The sequence below is a fragment of the Paenibacillus sp. FSL W8-0439 genome (assembly GCF_038008995.1).
Taxonomy (GTDB): Bacteria; Bacillota; Bacilli; order Paenibacillales; family Paenibacillaceae; genus Paenibacillus; species Paenibacillus polymyxa.
Window position 1 is genome coordinate 5090001 of the sequence record NZ_JBBPAK010000001.1, and the last position, 18165, is coordinate 5108165.

General features: G+C 44.6%; 28 protein-coding genes (1 of these 28 cut by a window edge). 2 read left to right on the forward strand and 26 right to left on the reverse strand.

Features of this window, described 5'->3' with window-relative positions; genetic code table 11:
- On the forward strand, window positions 1-699 hold the 3' portion of the coding sequence (gene pdaB, locus MKX36_RS21890; protein WP_016818661.1) for a polysaccharide deacetylase family sporulation protein PdaB. Its footprint begins 81 nt before the window's first position; the window shows 699 of its 780 coding nt (coding positions 82-780); the start codon falls outside the window, past its left edge; its stop codon occupies window positions 697-699.
- A 106-nt stretch (window positions 700-805) separates the two neighbouring features.
- Window positions 806-1537, forward strand: coding sequence for a spore germination lipoprotein GerD (gerD, locus tag MKX36_RS21895; protein ID WP_016818660.1), 732 nt, complete (start codon window positions 806-808; stop codon window positions 1535-1537).
- 33 nt (window positions 1538-1570) lie between these two features.
- On the opposite strand, the gene MKX36_RS21900 is transcribed toward gerD, so the two are convergent.
- The 26 genes from MKX36_RS21900 to rplX all read right to left on the reverse strand — a co-directional run bounded on the left by MKX36_RS21900 (window position 1571) and on the right by rplX (window position 18152).
- Window positions 1571-2677 (reverse strand): Mrp/NBP35 family ATP-binding protein, encoded by a 1107-nt coding sequence (locus MKX36_RS21900; protein ID WP_126666917.1) that lies wholly within the window; start codon window positions 2675-2677, stop codon window positions 1571-1573.
- 59 nt (window positions 2678-2736) lie between these two features.
- The gene (gene cwlD / locus MKX36_RS21905; protein ID WP_031462302.1) at window positions 2737-3513 is read right to left on the reverse strand and encodes an N-acetylmuramoyl-L-alanine amidase CwlD; all 777 of its coding nucleotides are present in this window, start codon (window positions 3511-3513) and stop codon (window positions 2737-2739) included.
- A 68-nt stretch (window positions 3514-3581) separates the two neighbouring features.
- Window positions 3582-4751, reverse strand: coding sequence for a sulfate adenylyltransferase (gene sat / locus MKX36_RS21910; RefSeq protein WP_340865689.1), 1170 nt, complete (start codon window positions 4749-4751; stop codon window positions 3582-3584).
- Between the two features lie 55 nt (window positions 4752-4806).
- Entirely contained in the window at window positions 4807-5499 is a 693-nt protein-coding gene (locus MKX36_RS21915; RefSeq protein ID WP_113050163.1) for a phosphoadenylyl-sulfate reductase, read from the reverse strand.
- A 1163-nt stretch (window positions 5500-6662) separates the two neighbouring features.
- Window positions 6663-7055 (reverse strand): 30S ribosomal protein S9, encoded by a 393-nt coding sequence (gene rpsI / locus MKX36_RS21920; protein WP_013373250.1) that lies wholly within the window; start codon window positions 7053-7055, stop codon window positions 6663-6665.
- A gap of 20 nt (window positions 7056-7075) precedes the next feature.
- Window positions 7076-7513 carry a 50S ribosomal protein L13 gene (rplM, locus tag MKX36_RS21925; protein ID WP_013373251.1) on the reverse strand — a complete coding sequence of 146 codons (438 nt, stop codon included), beginning with the start codon at window positions 7511-7513 and terminating at the stop codon, window positions 7076-7078.
- A 183-nt stretch (window positions 7514-7696) separates the two neighbouring features.
- Complete coding sequence (gene truA / locus MKX36_RS21930) at window positions 7697-8482, reverse strand: tRNA pseudouridine(38-40) synthase TruA (RefSeq protein WP_031462304.1); 786 nt, start codon at window positions 8480-8482, stop codon at window positions 7697-7699.
- A 151-nt stretch (window positions 8483-8633) separates the two neighbouring features.
- Window positions 8634-8999, reverse strand: a complete 366-nt coding sequence (gene rplQ / locus MKX36_RS21935; RefSeq protein WP_013373253.1) for a 50S ribosomal protein L17 — start codon at window positions 8997-8999, stop codon at window positions 8634-8636.
- 34 nt (window positions 9000-9033) lie between these two features.
- Complete coding sequence (locus MKX36_RS21940; protein ID WP_013373254.1) at window positions 9034-9978, reverse strand: DNA-directed RNA polymerase subunit alpha; 945 nt, start codon at window positions 9976-9978, stop codon at window positions 9034-9036.
- A 135-nt stretch (window positions 9979-10113) separates the two neighbouring features.
- Window positions 10114-10509, reverse strand: a complete 396-nt coding sequence (gene rpsK / locus MKX36_RS21945) for a 30S ribosomal protein S11 (RefSeq protein WP_007432559.1) — start codon at window positions 10507-10509, stop codon at window positions 10114-10116.
- Between the two features lie 19 nt (window positions 10510-10528).
- A complete protein-coding gene (gene rpsM / locus MKX36_RS21950; RefSeq protein WP_007432560.1) occupies window positions 10529-10897 on the reverse strand; it encodes a 30S ribosomal protein S13 in 369 nt (122 codons plus the stop codon).
- 21 nt (window positions 10898-10918) lie between these two features.
- Window positions 10919-11032 (reverse strand): 50S ribosomal protein L36, encoded by a 114-nt coding sequence (gene rpmJ, locus MKX36_RS21955; protein WP_003333770.1) that lies wholly within the window; start codon window positions 11030-11032, stop codon window positions 10919-10921.
- Between the two features lie 118 nt (window positions 11033-11150).
- A complete protein-coding gene (infA, locus tag MKX36_RS21960; RefSeq protein ID WP_006212898.1) occupies window positions 11151-11366 on the reverse strand; it encodes a translation initiation factor IF-1 in 216 nt (71 codons plus the stop codon).
- A 2-nt stretch (window positions 11367-11368) separates the two neighbouring features.
- On the reverse strand, window positions 11369-11677 hold the full coding sequence (locus MKX36_RS21965) for a KOW domain-containing RNA-binding protein (RefSeq protein ID WP_013373256.1): 309 nt from the start codon (window positions 11675-11677) through the stop codon (window positions 11369-11371).
- A gap of 9 nt (window positions 11678-11686) precedes the next feature.
- Window positions 11687-12226, reverse strand: coding sequence for a M24 family metallopeptidase (locus tag MKX36_RS21970; RefSeq protein ID WP_039269202.1), 540 nt, complete (start codon window positions 12224-12226; stop codon window positions 11687-11689).
- 5 nt (window positions 12227-12231) lie between these two features.
- Window positions 12232-12876 (reverse strand): adenylate kinase, encoded by a 645-nt coding sequence (locus MKX36_RS21975; RefSeq protein ID WP_013373258.1) that lies wholly within the window; start codon window positions 12874-12876, stop codon window positions 12232-12234.
- Between the two features lie 90 nt (window positions 12877-12966).
- Window positions 12967-14265, reverse strand: coding sequence for a preprotein translocase subunit SecY (secY, locus tag MKX36_RS21980; protein WP_013373259.1), 1299 nt, complete (start codon window positions 14263-14265; stop codon window positions 12967-12969).
- On the reverse strand, window positions 14265-14705 hold the full coding sequence (rplO, locus tag MKX36_RS21985) for a 50S ribosomal protein L15 (protein WP_013312149.1): 441 nt from the start codon (window positions 14703-14705) through the stop codon (window positions 14265-14267). The genes secY and rplO overlap by 1 nt, the downstream gene beginning before the upstream one ends.
- Before the next feature lie 43 nt (window positions 14706-14748).
- Window positions 14749-14934: a 50S ribosomal protein L30 gene (gene rpmD, locus MKX36_RS21990; protein ID WP_013373260.1), complete on the reverse strand. Its 186-nt coding sequence runs from the start codon at window positions 14932-14934 to the stop codon at window positions 14749-14751.
- A gap of 12 nt (window positions 14935-14946) precedes the next feature.
- The gene (gene rpsE, locus MKX36_RS21995) at window positions 14947-15444 is read right to left on the reverse strand and encodes a 30S ribosomal protein S5 (protein ID WP_013373261.1); all 498 of its coding nucleotides are present in this window, start codon (window positions 15442-15444) and stop codon (window positions 14947-14949) included.
- Between the two features lie 27 nt (window positions 15445-15471).
- Complete coding sequence (gene rplR / locus MKX36_RS22000; RefSeq protein ID WP_007432568.1) at window positions 15472-15840, reverse strand: 50S ribosomal protein L18; 369 nt, start codon at window positions 15838-15840, stop codon at window positions 15472-15474.
- 113 nt (window positions 15841-15953) lie between these two features.
- Window positions 15954-16496, reverse strand: a complete 543-nt coding sequence (gene rplF, locus MKX36_RS22005; RefSeq protein ID WP_016818652.1) for a 50S ribosomal protein L6 — start codon at window positions 16494-16496, stop codon at window positions 15954-15956.
- Between the two features lie 33 nt (window positions 16497-16529).
- Entirely contained in the window at window positions 16530-16928 is a 399-nt protein-coding gene (rpsH, locus tag MKX36_RS22010) for a 30S ribosomal protein S8 (protein ID WP_007432570.1), read from the reverse strand.
- A 32-nt stretch (window positions 16929-16960) separates the two neighbouring features.
- Window positions 16961-17146, reverse strand: a complete 186-nt coding sequence (locus MKX36_RS22015; protein ID WP_010348808.1) for a type Z 30S ribosomal protein S14 — start codon at window positions 17144-17146, stop codon at window positions 16961-16963.
- A gap of 75 nt (window positions 17147-17221) precedes the next feature.
- Window positions 17222-17767 (reverse strand): 50S ribosomal protein L5, encoded by a 546-nt coding sequence (rplE, locus tag MKX36_RS22020; protein WP_007432571.1) that lies wholly within the window; start codon window positions 17765-17767, stop codon window positions 17222-17224.
- A gap of 31 nt (window positions 17768-17798) precedes the next feature.
- On the reverse strand, window positions 17799-18152 hold the full coding sequence (rplX, locus tag MKX36_RS22025) for a 50S ribosomal protein L24 (protein ID WP_013312155.1): 354 nt from the start codon (window positions 18150-18152) through the stop codon (window positions 17799-17801).
- Window positions 18153-18165: the final 13 nt, after the last annotated feature.

Below are 18165 nucleotides of genomic sequence, written 5' to 3' on the forward strand. Positions count from 1 at the left end.
GGGGTCATTTATGTAGAAACCGATAATGTTACGGTTTTTTCCGAGGAAGCGCCAACTGCCGTTTACAGTGTGCCTACGGATAAAAAGCTGATCGCTCTCACATTCGATATTAGCTGGGGTGATAAGCGTACTGCCCCCATTTTAAAAGTTCTCGAAGATAAAAAAGTGACCAAGTCCACCTTTTTTCTTTCTGCCCCTTGGAGCAAAACACACCCAGAACTCGTGAATCAAATTAAAGAAAGCGGATTTGAGATTGGCAGTCATGGCCATAAACACGAAAACTATAGCAGCTTAAGCGATGAAGAGATTCGTAAGCAGATTTCAACGGCTCATACTACATTAACCGAGCTGACTGGACAATCCCCGAAGTTAATCCGTATGCCTAATGGTGACTTTGACAAAAGGGTACTTCAAGTTGCCAGCACTTTAGGCTACAAAACCATTCAATGGGATACTGACTCCCTGGACTGGAAAAACCCTGGTACGCAGGTCATAATCGACCGTGTTGTAAATAAAGCACATCCCGGTGATATCGTCCTTCTTCATGCCAGTGATTCTTGTAAACAAACTCATGAAGCGTTGCCCATCATTATCGACAAGTTGCGGGCACAAGGCTATGAATTTGTGACTGTATCCGAACTGCTTCAACAAGGTACAGTAAAAGGTAAAGAGGTTCGCGATCAAGCTCTGGGTCTTTAAGGAGTTATTTTACATCGTTCTCAGCTAAAAACCAAAAGCAACTCGACATATTTCTCCCCAATCATCCGCATACTATCCACATTCATGATAAAGGAGGAATACGGCCATGAATTGGACTCGTTTGCGATTTGTTAGCATGGTATGCGTACTGGGCGTTGCACTGAGCGGCTGCGGCTCGGATCAGGGTTCTGCACCTCCCCAGAACAGTTATAAAGAGATGAAAACGATGGTGGTTGATATCCTGAAAAGTGATGATGGAAAAAAAGCCGTAGAAGAAGCTTTAACCGGGGAAAAAGAGGGACAATCCGGTCAAAGTGGTGGTGGAGGTGGATCTGGAGGCAGCATGGGAATGAAAATGCTTATGTCCACACAATCCGCTGAACAGATGAAAATTGCAGTAAAAGATACTTTGATCTCACCTGAATATAAAAAAGAAATCGAAAAAATTATGACTGATCCGCGTTTTGCCGGAGAATTTGCCAAAGCCATCAACAGTCAAAGCAAACAGCTTCATATGCAGCTTATAAAAGACCCTTCTTACCAAAAATCAATTGAAGAGATGCTAAAATCGCCAGAACTGACCAAGATGTATATGGACTTAACTAAAACCCCGGAATATCGCAAGCAATCTATGACAGTCATGCATGATGCTATGCAGAATCCGATTTTTCGGCTTGAGGTCATGAATTTACTCAAAACTGTTGTGCAAGAAGAACTTCAACCTAAGGTTGAGAAAAAAGGCGGAGAGCAAGGTGGATCCGGGGATCAAAAGCAAGATGGTGGTGGTGGTGAAGGAGAACAAGGTGGTGGTGAAGGAGGTCAAGGAGGAGGTCAGTAAAAAAAAGGCTGGTTCAACAACCAGCCTTTTTTATTATTCAGATTCCATGTGCAACCCGGTAATTTGGGCGGCTATATCATTATAAATAGCTCCTGTCGCCGACTCCGATTTATATACGGATGGAGAAAAATCGGCTTCTGACGGATGATTATCTGGGATACCCAGCGGAATTTGTGCCAAAAGTTTCGTATGAAGTGTTTCTGCCAACATAGCCCCGCCTCCCCGTCCAAAAACATAGTCTTTTTCTCCAGTGGAGGACACATAATAGGACATGTTCTCCACGACGCCTATGACCCTATGATCCGTTTGAAGGGCCATTGCCCCTGCACGTGCAGCTACAAAAGCTGCCGTCGCATGCGGAGTAGTGACAATGATTTCTTCACTCTGCGGAATCATTTGATGTACGTCAAGCGCTACATCACCAGTACCTGGTGGTAAATCGAGTATCATATAGTCCAGCTTGCCCCATTCGACATCACTAAAAAACTGTCTAAGCATTCTCCCCAGCATGGGACCTCTCCAAATAACAGGATTGTTTTCTCTCACAAAGAAGCCCATGGACATGATTTTGATACCAAATCGTTCCACTGGCTGAATGATACCATCTTCGACAGAAGGTACGTCCTCTACCCCAATCATATCCGGCACACTGAATCCATAGATATCAGCATCAATTAAACCCACTCGCTTACCCTGTCTGGCTAGAGCTGCCGCCAAATTCACAGCTACTGTCGACTTTCCGACACCACCTTTTCCGCTTGCAATGGCAATAAATCGTACGCCAGATGCTGGATTAAGCAGCTCATATTCTTCCATACCGACAGCATGTCCTTTGGTCAAAACCGGATCAGCTACCTCCTCGGTATCCTCTCCATTTTGTATAGCTGACTTTTCAGACTCAGATGCCTCACGAATACGAATATGCACGTGACTTAATCCCGCCTTTTCTAACGTCTGCCGGATTTCCCGATCCAGTTCCGTTCGAGTCTCTTCTTGGCTATCCAGGGTAATAGCAGTCAATGATACCCGATCCTCTTTAACAACCACATCCCGAATAAAATGCAGGTCAACCAAACGGCGTCCCGTTTGAGGCTCTCGCACTTGCTGAAGTAGCTCTATAACTTGCTCTCTCGATTGCATGAATAATCAGCACCTCTGCTTTATTGATTTACGTAGTGGTAAACACTTACAGTATACCACTATCTGACTTCAGGTGCTGATGAGGTTCCCTTTTCCCCGGCACTGTAACGCAAAATACCTTTATATATAGATGCAGCCACTTGTCTCTGATAGTTCTCGTCACTGAGTCGTCTGGCTTCTTCTGGATGGGACAAAAATCCGACTTCTACAAGAGCTGCTGGCATTTTGAGTGCCTTTAATAAATAGACGGTGTTTACGGTCTTAGCTACTCTGTCCGTATTTTCCAGGTTGCGCTTGATTTCTTCCTGAATTAAGGATGCCAAATTCTCGTTATCTGCATGATTAGGTACGAAAAAGGTCTGGGCTCCACTCCAACGGCTCGACGGGATACTGTTCATATGAATACTTAAAAAGAGGTCCGCTTGCTGCTCCTCAATCATACGTACCCGTTGCTTTAAATCCTCCGTTTTTCTTCTGGAATAGCCTTTTGTTTCTTGCTGCGCCAGATCGCGGTCATCCTCGCGTGTCATGACGACAACAGCTCCTGCTTGCTGCAAATAATCCCGCAAATAAAAAGCGATCGCCAAGTTAATATCCTTTTCAATGACTCCCTCTTTGCTAACTGCTCCTCCATCAGGTCCTCCGTGTCCGGCATCTATAGCAATTACCTTACCAGTAAGCGGTAGACTCCAATGAATCCATGCTCTCGAAGCAGGTATCTCATACAGTGTCAGCATGATAAATAGAACAGCGAGACAACAGCCTAACAGCATTTTTTGCAGCGTCCGATAGCGAATCCACAGTGTGACCTCTTTTTTACGATTGTTTTTTTGCATAACAAAACGCCTCCGTCCTATACAGATACTAATAATCTATATGGGACGAGGCGTGTAGTTAGTACAACTCAGGCATGAACATATTCTTTCATACCTTCAATCAGCACTTGAGCGACTTCTGGGCGTGTAAATTCCGGTGGCGGACAAACCCCGGAGCGTAACAATTCCCTCACTTTGGTGCCAGAGAGCGTCAAATGATGCTCCTTGGGATGTGGGCATGTTTTACTTGAGGCCATATTTCCACATTGGGTGCAGTAAAAGCTGTGTTCAAAAAACAACGGGGTAATCCCCAGCTCTTCAGGTGTAAAGTGCTTGAAAATTTCCTGCGCTTCATAGGTACCGTAATAGTCCCCTACACCCGCATGATCTCTTCCGACAATAAAATGAGTGCAGCCGAAGTTCTTCCGCACAATAGCATGGAAAATGGCCTCTCTAGGACCAGCGTATCGCATGGCAGCAGGAAAGACCCCCAGAAAGGCTCGATCAGCCGGATAATAGTTGTCCAGCAACACTAGATAGCTCTTCATACGCACATCTGCTGGAACGTCATCTGACTTGGTCTCTCCAACAAGTGGATTTAGAAATAAAGCATCCACAATTTCCATCGCGCTTTTTTGGATGTACTCATGTGCCCGATGTACCGGATTTCTTGTTTGAAAACCGACTACTGTCTTCCAGCCCTTTTCAGCAAAATGGCTACGTGTCTGTGCTGGTGTGTAATAAAATTCGCTAAATTGTGTGGGTTCTGGTCGATTCAGCACTTGCACCGTTCCACCTACATAGGTAGCAGGTCGTTCTAACAATTTATTTACGCCAGGATGGGCCGGGTCAGCCGTCTTGAATACACATCTGGCTTCCTCTGCCTGGTCAACCTGATAAATACTCTCAATATCAAGTACAGCATAGATGATACCATCTGTTTCCCCCACCAAAGCCACCTGCTGACCTAGTTTCAGTTCACTGGCTATGGTTTCTACTACTGCAAGAGTAATGGGAATACTCCAGACTGTACCATCAGCAAGACGCATATCCGTTACCACTGAACGATAATCTGACTCATTCATAAATCCCGTCAATGGAGAAAAGGCACCTACTCCAATTAAATCCAAATCAGAAATCGTCCATGAGTTTACAGGGATAGGAAACAATTCACCTGCAGCCTGCAACAGTGCTTCTTGCTCCGGTCCAGTTATATTTCTATCAACGAGCGTTCCGCCATGCGGAAGAATTGCAGTCATAATGCACTTCCTTTCTATTCATAAATAAGTCTCAGAGCTACCTACATACCATTTTTTATTGGTGGAGCCCACACTCCGTTTTCTCAGTGCCTGACCAACGACCAGCACGTGGATCTTCACCTGGCAGGACTTCACGTGTGCATTGCTCACAGCCAATACTGGGAAAATTACGGTCATGCAATGGATTATACAATACATCATGAGTGCGAATATAGTTCCATACATCCTCGGAAGTCCAGCTTGCCAAGGGGTTAAATTTAACGAGACCAAACTTTTCATCATACTCTACCTTTTTTGCATCCGCACGCGTAGGAGCCTGATCGCGACGGATACCGGTAATCCATGCATCGTATTGAGACAGAATGCGTGTCAGCGGCTCAACCTTGCGTATACCACAGCATGCATTAGGATTTGATTTCCACAGCTCCTCTCCATGCTCCGCAGCTTGCTCTTCTGGAGTGATTAAGGGAGAGACTCTAACAAAATCCAAATTGTATCTAGCTTTCATCTGATCACGCGTATCATAAGTTTCTTGAAAATGAAAGTCAGTATCCAAGTAAAAAATATCGGTAGAAGGGCTAATTCTTTGTAGCATATCTACTAGTACTACATCTTCTGCTCCGAAGCTACAAGCAAAGGTGAGGTTGGGAAATGTCTGAACAGCATATTGGATAATTTCTTCAGGCGTGGCCTCTTCCAGTTCACTTGCCTTGACTCTAATCAACGCTTCTTTCTCCAATAAATTCATTATTAATGCGCCTCCATCTATGAAGATTCATAAATAAGCGATACTTCAATACCGACTAAACTAATGAGATTAAGTACAGTATAAAACTTTCATATTCAATGTCAATCCAAGTAAAATCGTCATACTGTAAACATTTATCATCCCGCATGAAGCAGGAACGTTGTTCTGTCAGCATTCTTAAACGCTCTCCTGCATATCCAACCAAGTTCAGTGGCTATATATAAAATATTCTTATACCAAACGTTTGAAAATTGCCTTAGATTGCTTAATAACTAAAAGTAACTAGTTATAGCAGAGGGTATGCCTAAACGTAAGTATTTTAGGTTAGCGAAGATGCTTCCTCTACTCCACCTGAGACAAAGATATACCCGCTACGCGGTTGCCATCGTAATCCTGAATAGGTTTGGTTATTGTGATCAGGTAGAAATATCTGAGGATAAAAGCGTCCTTCCTTAGAGCCATGATTATCCTTGGATTTGGTCAAGGAAATATAATTAGGGTTCGGTCGTCATATTTACATTTGCATTTAAAGATGAAGCATACGTGGTCGTGCTCAGCTCAAGGTAAACCAGCTCTGACTATAAGGTTTACATCCGAAGAATCCCACTACCAAATCGGGAGCTCTGATGCTAATCGTGCTTCTATTAAGGAATATTACAAAGAAATGGCACCCAGATCGATAATAAGCCTCTCAACACTCCTATAGCGCTCACAGAGGCCCTCCCTGAGAAATTAAAGCATTCAGATATACAGATAGCCCTTAACGTAACTGGAGCCCTATTTTAGCCCATTCTCAATGGTTAAAAATACTCACATCATCATCGCTGCAATTACGGAAGCCGAGGAGATGGGCAGCACCAAGCTAAAGATTGCTCTGCAAAAATTCCCTGATCTTTTTAATTAGTCACAGGTTGTGAACATTACAGGATAAACTGTGTTGAAATAGCAAACTATATTTGTGCATAAGTATACCGATCTTAGTTACATCGTGGATAACTTACGTATTCCAGATAGTATATGCACCTTTTTATGTATCGCAGGGCAGACGTAGCCATAAAATTCTAGTCTAGATCCATTTATCCACATGTGGTTAATGTGCAGCAAATGATCTAAATAAAAAAGAACCCTTTCCATAAGGAAAAGGTTCTTCTGTATTCGAAATATTAACGTTTCGAGAACTGTGGTGCACGACGAGCGGCTTTAAGGCCGTATTTTTTACGTTCTTTCATACGTGGGTCACGAGTCAAGAATCCTGCTTTTTTCAAAGCTGGACGGAATTCTGGGTCTGCTTTCAACAGAGCACGGGAAATACCGTGGCGAATTGCGCCTGCTTGACCAGAGATACCACCACCATGAGCGATAACGAGTACGTCATAGCTACCAAGTGTTTCTGTCAGATTCAGTGGTTGTTTTACGATCAGTTTGAGAGTTTCCAAACCGAAATATTCATTAATATCACGCTTATTGATGACAATGCGTCCTTCACCCGGTACGAGACGAACACGAGCTACCGAATGTTTACGACGACCTGTCCCATAGTATTGTACTTGTGCCATGAAACTGTCCTCCCTTTTAATTATCCGCGAAGTTCGTAAACTTCAGGTTTTTGTGCTGCATGTGGATGCTCTGTACCTCTGTAAGCTTTAAGTCTCAGCTTCATTTTGTCGCCTTGACGAGTTTTAGGAAGCATACCGTGAACAGCCAATTCCAACATACGTTCAGGTTTGTTCTTAACCATATCTTGTGCAACTGTTACTTTCAGACCACCTGGGTGCAGGGAGTGACGATAGTATTTTTTGTTCTCCATTTTTTTACCGGTCAATACGATTTTCTCCGCATTGATTACAACAACAAAATCACCTGTGTCCACATGTGGTGTAAACTGTGGCTTGTGTTTGCCGCGAATCAACGCAGCCGCTTCGCTTGCCAGACGGCCGAGCGTTTTGCCTTCGGCATCAATGATGTGCCAATTGCGCTCAACTTCATTTGGCTTCGCCATATACGTAGTACGCATGAAAAGTATCCTCCTTAAGTTCGTTAACAGAAATCATCATTTATCTTCGTTCGTTAAGTTGCTGCATTATCGATGGATTAGATGTTGCTATAAAGTGATTATCTTAATTGGGGCTGTGGGAAAGCCATTAAGAAAACACAACTTTTATATTACAGGATAACCATCAATTCTGCAAGGAAAAAATCAATGTTTTTTGATGTTTTCTTCGTACTCTACATTCCAGAGCGTTAAAGCGTGTCCAACGGCTGTAGGGCCAGCCTTTGAACGGTTTTTTGCTTCCAAAATGGAAGGAATATCATCCGGCGATTTTTTGCCTTCTCCCACTTCCAGCAAAGTCCCCATTATAATCCGAACCATGTGCTGCAAAAATCCGCTACCTGTAATATAAGTTTGAATAATTCCCTGATCGTCCGACCCTGGACGTGAAAAGGAATGGTCTACCGTTATATAGGCTTCGTAAATAGTGCGAACATGATTCGTCTTTTGGGAACGTCGAGATGCGAACGAAGTATAGTCAAAGGTGCCCACTAAATGAGCCAACCCCTTTTCCATCGCTCTTACATCCAGACTCGTTGGATGATGGGCCTGTGTACGACGGTGAAAGATGTCTGGAAACCGGTTCGCATTAATACTGTACCGATACGTCTTCCGCTTCGCCATGCGGCGTGCATGAAAGGACAGTGGCACCTCTCTCGCATCCGTAACGATGATATCACGAGGCAGCCAGGCATTAAGTGCCAGACACCAGCGATGTATCGGAATCGGCGATTCAGTATGAAAATTGAATACCTGCCCGTATGCATGCACACCTGCATCTGTACGTCCTGAGCCCGTAATTTTAAGACGTTCGCCCGTCAATGAGTATATAGCATTTTCAAGACAGTCCTGAATGGTGTTGCCACTAGGCTGCGTCTGAAAGCCATCATAGTGGGTTCCATCATAGTTCACCTTCATGCACAAGTTCCGCATGCTTCTCACACCTTTGCAGGGGTATTCTCTGGTCTTACAGGAAATAACCGAACATAACAAAGGAGAAGCCCCTCAAGGACTCCTCCAAGAGAAAAAAAGGGTTGTTCAGAATCAAGCCGATTCTGTCCACCCTTCCCTCATCTTCGCCTGTTTACGCGCGGTCAACCAATTCCAGATATACCATTGGAGCGGCGTCGCCACGACGAGGTCCCAGTTTCAAGATACGAGTGTATCCACCTGGACGCTCATTGTAACGTGTAGCCAATTCGCTAAACAGCTTTTGGATTGCATCCTGCTCACCATCCAAAGTTTCACGGCGAACGAACGCAGCCACTTGACGACGTGCGTGCAGATCTCCTTTTTTCGCTTTGGTGATCAGTTTTTCAGCAATAGAACGAACTTCTTTCGCTTTAGCCTCAGTAGTTTGGATACGCTCATACAAGAACAGATCGGTTACCAAATCACGAAACAAAGCTTTACGGGCACTGGAATTACGGCCCAATTTTTGGTATGCCATGTAGTTTCCCCTCCTTCACAAAAACGTTGCTGTGCTATTCTTCCGTACGAAGTCCTAAACCAAGTTCCTCGAGCTTCTCTTGTACTTCTTCCAAAGATTTGCGACCCAAGTTACGGACCTTCATCATATCTTCTTCAGATTTAGTCGTGAGTTCTTGTACCGTATTGATACCAGCGCGCTTAAGGCAGTTATAGGAACGGACGGAGAGATCCAGCTCTTCGATCGTCATTTCAAGAACTTTTTCTTTCTTGTCTTCTTCTTTTTCGACCATAATTTCTGCATCTTTTGCTTCATCCGTGAGACCCACGAATAGCATCACATGCTCGGTCAAAATTTTGGCTCCAAGGCTCACAGCTTCTTCAGGACGAATAGTTCCGTCTGTCCAAACCTCAAGTGTCAGCTTGTCATAATTCGTAACCTGGCCGACACGCGTATTTTCTACGCCGTAGTTCACGCGTGCAATCGGAGTGTAGATGGAGTCGACGGGAATGACGCCGATCGGCTGGTCATCACGTTTATTCCGATCCTGCTTAACGTAACCGCGACCGCGATTGGCAAAAATACGCATGTGAAGTCTCGAACCCGGTCCGAGCGTTGCAATGTGAAGATCCGGATTAAGAATTTCCACATCACTATCCGCACGGATATCACCTGCCGTTACAACTCCTTCGCCTTCCGCATCGATTTCGAGTACTTTCTCTTCATCTGAGTGGATTTTAAGCGATAAAGCTTTCAAGTTCAGAATGATCTCCGTTACGTCTTCCTTCACACCGGGAACCGTTGCAAACTCGTGCAGAACCCCATCGATCTGAACCGATGTGACTGCTGCCCCCGGTAACGAGGATAACAGAATACGGCGAAGCGAGTTCCCCAGCGTCGTACCGTATCCGCGTTCCAGCGGTTCTACTACGAATTTTCCATAGGTGCCATCATCATTGACGTCAACCGTCTCAATTTTCGGCTTTTCGATTTCTATCACTGCAATATCCCTCCTTCAAAACGTCGCTCCTATATGAAACATTCACCTTATCCATAGTCTATCATGCAGTATACCTAAACATCCATTCTTGGCAGTTTGTGCCGGATCTATACTACACGCAGAGGAGAAATCTCATTAGACGCGACGACGTTTTGGAGGACGGCATCCGTTATGAGGTACCGGAGTTACGTCTTTGATCAGGTTAACTTCCAGACCAGCAGCTTGCAAAGAGCGGATTGCTGCTTCGCGACCTGCACCAGGTCCTTTAACCATGACTTCGACTGTCTTCATGCCGTGTTCCATAGCAGCTTTAGCAGCAGTTTCTGCGGCCATTTGCGCTGCGAATGGAGTGGATTTACGGGAACCACGGAATCCCATGCCGCCTGAGCTGGCCCAAGAGATTGCGTTACCGTGTGGGTCTGTGATCGTAACGATCGTGTTGTTGAACGTGGAACGGATGTGTGCCACGCCACTCTCGATATTTTTACGGTCACGGCGTTTTGTGCGTACAACTTTTTTCGGTTTAGCCATTGAATGTTATCCTCCCTTCTTATTTCTTCTTGTTCGCTACAGTCCGACGAGGACCTTTACGGGTACGAGCATTAGTTTTAGTACGTTGTCCGCGAACAGGCAATCCACGACGGTGACGAACACCACGGTAGCAGCCAATCTCAGTCAGACGTTTAATATTCAAGGAAATTTCACGACGCAGATCGCCTTCTACTTTAACTTCTTTGTCGATCGTTTCACGTAATTTGCTCACTTCATCTTCAGTCAAATCACGAACACGCGTGTTTGCACTGATGCCTGTTTCCTTCAAAATTTTCTGAGAAGTCGTCTTACCGATTCCGAAAATGTAAGTCAAGGCGATCTCAACGCGTTTGTCACGTGGCAAATCCACACCAGCTATACGAGCCATTTTACGCTACACCCCCTTCTATTAACCTTGTTTTTGTTTGTGTTTCGGATTTTCGCAAATAACCATTACATTCCCTTTGCGGCGAATGACTTTGCATTTCTCGCAAATAGGTTTTACAGAAGGTCTTACCTTCATGTTGATTACCTCCTCCAAGCTTTACCCTGGTAAAACTCGCTTCGTGAACATTCACATCGTTTTGCCGAGCAAAACAAGTTTTTTTAAATGACGTACGTTTAATAAAAACCTGCATGAATTACTTGCGGTACGTTATACGGCCTTTAGTTAAATCGTAAGGCGATAACTGTACAACCACCTTGTCGCCTGTCAAAATACGGATAAAGTGCATCCGCAGCTTTCCGGAAACATGAGCAAGAATTTGATGACCGTTCTCCAGCTCTACCTTGAACGTAGCGTTCGGCAGTGGCTCGATTACCGTACCTTCAACCTCAATGACATCTTCTTTGGCCAAAGTCAGTCTCCTTTCTCTTCAGCTTGGTATTCGGACGAGTCCAGGAAAGTTTTCACTGCATGCCGCAGTTTTCCGTTCGTCACCCGACCGCTTTCGTTTAAACTATTTACAATCTCGCTACTAATCTTTGGCTGAGGTACCAAATGAAGAACATTTTTCTTCTTCGCTTGATCAAACTTTCGTTTATCCCCATCCGCAATATACACAAACCTGCTATCTGCTATTGAAACGACAACCGCAATCTGTCCGGCACCTCTGCCCTTCAGAATCTTCACCAGCTGACCGATTTGCAGGTTTCCTTGCTGATTCATTCCAATCACCTACGCACTCAGTTTCGTGAAAATGTCCATGCCGTCCGCTTCGCCCGTCACCACCTGCTCAAAATGAGTACAAGAGATTACGTTCATCGTAACGACCGTCCAGTTGTCTTCTAGCGTCCCTACAAGGCGAGCACCTATTGGAATCATTGATTCAATAGCCAGCACAATGCCGGTTTTCAGCCTCGGCCCCTGCTCAGGAATACCACGGTTTGGATTCTCAATATATTGCCGAATGGCATGCGACATTGTAAACTGGCGAGTTTTCGTAATGACATCGCCTTTGTTTAACTTGCGTTTGCCGGGAAATCCGTGCACCAGTTGTTCGTTGACTGAAGCGCAAATGCTAGCAGGAAAACCGTTATAACCTTTAAAAGACGGCACAGCTCCCTGACTGCGAATATACCGATCAGCTAAATGATCAAGTTCACCGGTCGTAATACCGGGCTCGATGTGTCCTGCTAAGAAATAACTCGTTGCCGAATTCATTTTCCTAGCTTTCCTCATAAAGCTTGATTCCGTCCCCGACTTGCAAATGATCATTACAGCTAACCCCGCAACAAGGACACGATATTTTGGGAAACCACATCAATATCCTGTTCTCCGTCAATATGACGCAGAAGATTCTGGTTCTCATAAAACGTGAGGAGTGGTGCTGTTTTATTACTATATTCGTCAAGTCGTGTTCTTACGCTATCTTCGTTATCGTCAGGACGCTGATAGAGTTCACCACCGTCTTTATCGCAAATGCCTTCAACCTTAGGAGGATTAAAGACAATATGATAGCTAGCTCCGCAGCTTTTACAAACTCGCCGTCCTGTGATTCGTGCCAACAAGTTGTCACGATCCACTTTCAGGTTGATGACATCATCCAGCTTCGTATTCAAACGGCCCAAAATTTGATCCAAGGCTTCAGCTTGAGCTAAAGTTCTTGGAAAACCGTCCAGCAAGAAACCTTTCTTGCAATCAGGCTGCTGCAGCCGTTCTTCAACGATACCGATTGTTACATCATCCGGAACAAGTTCACCCTTGTCAATATACTCTTTGGCTTTAATGCCAATAGGTGTTCCCTGTTTCATCGCTAGGCGAAACGCATCACCTGTCGAGATATGAGGAATGCCGAACTCCTTCACAATGACATCTGCTTGTGTACCTTTACCAGCCCCCGGAGGGCCCATGATCAAAATATTCACAATCTGTCACTCCTCAAGACGACCCCTACACAAGAAACAGCACAAAAGGTGCCGGTAAGCATGCGAACATCCTATGCCGGTACCTATTGCCTATTTGTTGATGAAGCCTTTGTAATGGCGTTTGATCAGTTGGCTTTCGATTTGCTTCATCGTATCCAATGCTACACCAATAATGATGAGCAATGAAGTACCGCCAATTTGCACGGAACGAGGCAAGCCCGAAAGCGAACCGAAGAATACCGGCAAAACGGATATGACTGCCAGGAACAAAGCTCCTGTCATTGTCAAACGTGACATTACTCGTGTCAAGTATTTCTCCGTGGCTTTACCTGGGCGAATGCCTGGGATATAACCGCCGTTTTTCTTCATATTGTCGGCCATTTGCTGCGGATTCATCTGTACAAAGGTATAGAAGAATGTGAAACCGATAATCATTACGACATACAAAACCATGCCCAGTGGCTTGTCATAATACAAGTAAGTGGTAATCCACTTAGCCCAAGCATGATCTGCCCAGAAACTCGCAATAATTGTCGGGAATTGCAGCAATGATACCGCAAAGATTACCGGAATAACGCCTGCCGCATTAATTTTCATCGGAATATGCGTATTCTGGCCACCGTACATTTTGTTGCCAACTACACGTTTTGCGTATTGTACTGGAATTTTCCGAATACCTTGCTGGATGTAGATAACACCAACGATAATCAGAACAACCACCAAGGCAATGATAATTGCCTTCAGAATATTCATAAACAGCTGATCAGCTTGAATAAACTGAGATTCTACAATCGTCCGAATATGTCTTGGAATACCTGCCGCAATCCCTGCAAAGATTACAATAGAGATACCATTACCGATTCCCTTTTCGGTAATTTGCTCACCGAGCCACATAAGGAACGTAGTTCCTGCAGTAAGCACAATGGCAATAACCAGATAATCAGCAAAAGTAGCACCTGGAATCATCGCTGCACCGTACAGTCGATTAAATCCAATCGACGTTCCGAATGCTTGGATTAAGCCCAGTATTACAGTACCATACCGTGTAATTTGAGCCAATTTCTTTTTACCATGCTCTCCTTGTTTAGCCCATTCCGCAAGTTTCGGAATCACGTCCATTGACAGCAACTGTACAATGATGGACGCTGTAATATATGGCATAATCCCGAGGGCGAAGATCGAAAACTGATACAACGCGCCCCCTGAGAAGGTGTTAAGGAGTCCAAACAACTCGCTTCCTGCCTGATCCTGAGAAGTAAAGACTTGCTTATTCACACCGGGAACCGGCACGAAGGAGCCAATACGATATACAAAGAGTATAAACAGGGTAAACAGGATTCGGGTTCTAAGATCCTCAACCCGCCATATATTTTTCAGGGTCTTGAACATTAGATCACCTCGGTTTTACCGCCGGCAGCTTCAATTTTCTCTACCGCAGATTGAGAGAACTTGTTCGCTTTAACTGTCAATTTCACAGTGATTTCACCGTTACCCAGAATTTTAATTCCGGATTTCGCGTTCTTCACAATACCATTGTTCAGCAAAAACTCAGGGCTTACTTCTGTACCCGCTGCAAAACTGTTCAAATCTTCGATATTCAAAACCGCATACTCTTTACGAGTAGGATTTACGAAACCGCGTTTAGGCAAGCGACGATACAGTGGGTTTTGACCACCCTCGAAGCCCGGACGTACACCACCGCCGGAACGAGCGTTTTGACCCTTATGACCACGACCAGAAGTTTTACCCGTACCGCTACTAGGACCACGACCCAAACGTTTACGTTCTTTGCGGGAGCCTGGAGCTGGGGAAAGCTCATGTAACTTCATCGTTCGTTGCACCTCCTTGATTATTGTTAAAATACTTTATTTCTTAAGCCTCGATTTCTTTAACAGAAACCAAATGGCTAACTTGATTAATCATCCCGCGAATCGCTGCATTGTCGGGTTGAACTACTTTATGGTTGATTTTACGCAAGCCGAGCGTTTTAACAGTCGTTCTCTGAGTACCAGGACGGCCGATCAACGAACGAACGAGGGTAATTTCTAATTTCGCCATGATATTCCCTCCTTAGCCCAGCAGCTCTTCGATGGATTTGCCGCGCAATTTAGCAACATCTTCAGCGCGTTTCAAGCGGGACAAACCTTCCAAAGTCGCATTGACCATATTCATGGAATTCGAAGAACCCAAAGATTTTGTCAAAATATCACCTACACCAGCAAGTTCCAGAACTGCACGAACTGGACCACCAGCGATAACCCCAGTACCTTCCGATGCCGGTTTCAACAGAACCCGGCCAGCACCGAACTTACCTGTAACAAGGTGAGGAATTGTTGTGCCTACGAGTGGAACGTGAACCAGGTTTTTCTTAGCATCTTCAATACCTTTGCGAATCGCATCAGGTACTTCGCCCGCTTTACCGATTCCAGCGCCTACCCAGCCGTTGCCGTCGCCCACTACTACCAGAGCACTGAAGCTAAAACGGCGTCCGCCTTTGACAACTTTAGCTACACGATTAATATTTACTACTCTTTCAGTCAGTTCCAAAGTATTCGGATCTACACGCAAGTCGTTAACCTCCTTTTGAGAAATGTCTTAGAATTCAAGGCCTGCTTCGCGAGCTGCATCAGCCAAAGCTTGAATCCGTCCATGATACAAGTATCCACCACGATCAAATACGATGTTAGCATGGCCTTTTTCTTTCGCACGTTTAGCAACGAGTTCGCCAACCTTACGAGCTGCTTCTACACTACCACCGTTTTTGATTTCGCTGCTCAGTTCTTTATCCATAGTGGATGCAGAAACCAATGTTACACCAGCAACATCATCAATCAGTTGTGCGTAGATATGCTTGGAAGAGCGGAATACGTTCAAACGAGGACGTACAGCCGTACCTTCGATTTTCTTACGTACACGCAGATGTCTTCTGACACGTGCTTTATTTTTATCTTGTTTTGTAATCATCTCAAGTTTTCACTCCCTTCAGTTTGCCTTTTAAAACTTTATACTAAGACGCACTGGGTAAAAAAGAGTACAAGTCTTTCCAGTAGAAAGACCGCACAAAGTCGGTAAGAAACTTATTTCTTCTTACCGGCTTTACCTTCTTTACGGATGATGCGCTCGCCTTCGTATTTAATCCCTTTACCTTTGTACGGTTCAGGTTCACGAACGGAACGAATCTTAGCAGCATAGGCACCTACACGCTCTTTATCAATTCCGCGAACGATAATTTTAGTGTTCGAAGGAACTTCGAACTCGATGCCCGCTTCCGGTGTAATTTCAACCGGGTGAGAGTATCCAACGTTCAGAACGATTTTATCTCCGGATTTGCTTGCACGATATCCGACCCCAACCAGCTCCAGAGATTTTGAAAAACCTTCAGTTACACCACTTACCATGTTATTGACAACGCTGCGGGTTGTTCCATGCAAAGAGCGGTGAAGTTTGTTGTCCGAAGGACGAACTACATTAATTTCATTATTTTCCACAGTAACGGACATGTCTTTATGAAGCTCACGAGTCAATGTTCCTTTAGGACCTTTAACTGTGATCACTGTGTTGTTCAAAGTCACGTCAACACCACTTGGTACTGTGATTGGTTTACGACCAATACGGGACATATCTGTTGCACCTCCTATCTTTTAAACGTTAAATTACCAAACGTAGCAAACCACTTCTCCGCCGGCTTTGGACTGACGCGCTTCTTTGTCGGTCATGATACCTTTGGATGTTGAAATGATTGCGATCCCGAGTCCACCCAATACGCGTGGAATCTCATTGCTCTTCGTGTAAACGCGAAGACCTGGTTTACTGATTCTTTTCAAACCTGTGATAACACGCTCGTTGTTCGCACCGTATTTCAAGAAAATACGGATGATCCCTTGTTTGCTATCTTCAACAAATTCCGCATCACGAATGAATCCTTCACGTTTCAGGATGTCGGCGATTTGTTTTTTCATTGTAGATGCAGGCATTTCTACTGTTTCGTGGCGAACAGTGTTCGCGTTACGAATACGAGTAAGCATATCTGCAATTGGATCAGACATAGTCATTGTGTATAAACCTCCTTCCCAAACAGGACTTTTTACCAGCTTGCTTTTTTCACGCCAGGAATCTGGCCTTTATAAGCTAATTCACGGAAGCAAATTCTGCAGATCTTAAACTTTTGCAGCACCGAATGTGGACGACCACAACGTTCGCAACGAGTATAAGCACGAACTTTAAACTTTGGTGCGCGTTGTTGTTTGACTTTCATTGAAGTTTTTGCCACTTAGCCTGACACCTCCTAAATAGTTTCGGAGAACAGGGTGTCTTTAAATCAGACGCCCGAAACGTTATGCCAACATTATTTCGCGAAAGGCATGCCCAGCTGAGTCAGAAGCTCACGGGACTCTTCGTCAGTCTTGGCAGTCGTTACGATAACGATGTCCATACCACGAACTTTATCAACTTGATCATACTCGATTTCCGGGAAGATCAACTGTTCTTTCAGACCAAGCGTGTAGTTACCACGTCCGTCGAAAGCTTTTGTTGATACACCATGGAAGTCACGTACGCGAGGAAGTGTAATGTTGAACAATTTGTCCAAGAAATAATACATACGCTCGCCACGAAGTGTTACCTTTACACCGATCGGCATGTTTTCACGCAATTTAAAACCTGCGATAGATTTTTTCGCGCGAGTGATAACTGGTTTTTGACCAGCGATCAGCTGCATGTCGTTGAGAGCCGAATCAAGCACTTTGGAGTTTTGGACTGCGTCACCAACACCCATGTTGATTACAACTTTCTCGATTTTAGGCACTTGCATCACTGTTGTATAGTTGAACTTCTGCATCAAAGCAGGAGTGATTTCTTTCAAGAAACGTTCTTTCATTCTTGTTGTTGCCATGAATCATAGTCCTCCTTTCTTCAAAAAATAATTAGTCGATCACTTCGCCTGAACGTTTTGCAATGCGCACTTTTTTTCCGTTGTCCAAAACCTTGTAACCCACACGAGTTACTTTTCCGCTCTTCGGATCAATGTGCATAACGTTGGAAACGTGAATCGGAGCTTCTTTCTCGATGATGCCGCCTTGTGGATTCAGCTGATTAGGCTTTTGGTGTTTTTTAATCATGTTAACACCTTCCACAAGCACACGGTTTTGACGAGGGTAAGCAGCGATAACGCGACCTTTTTTACCTTTATCTTTACCTGTAATCACCAGAACAGTGTCGTCTTTTTTGACGTGCAGCTTGTTGTTATGGGATTCCAGAACTTTTTTCACTTTTGGCATTTCGTACACCTCC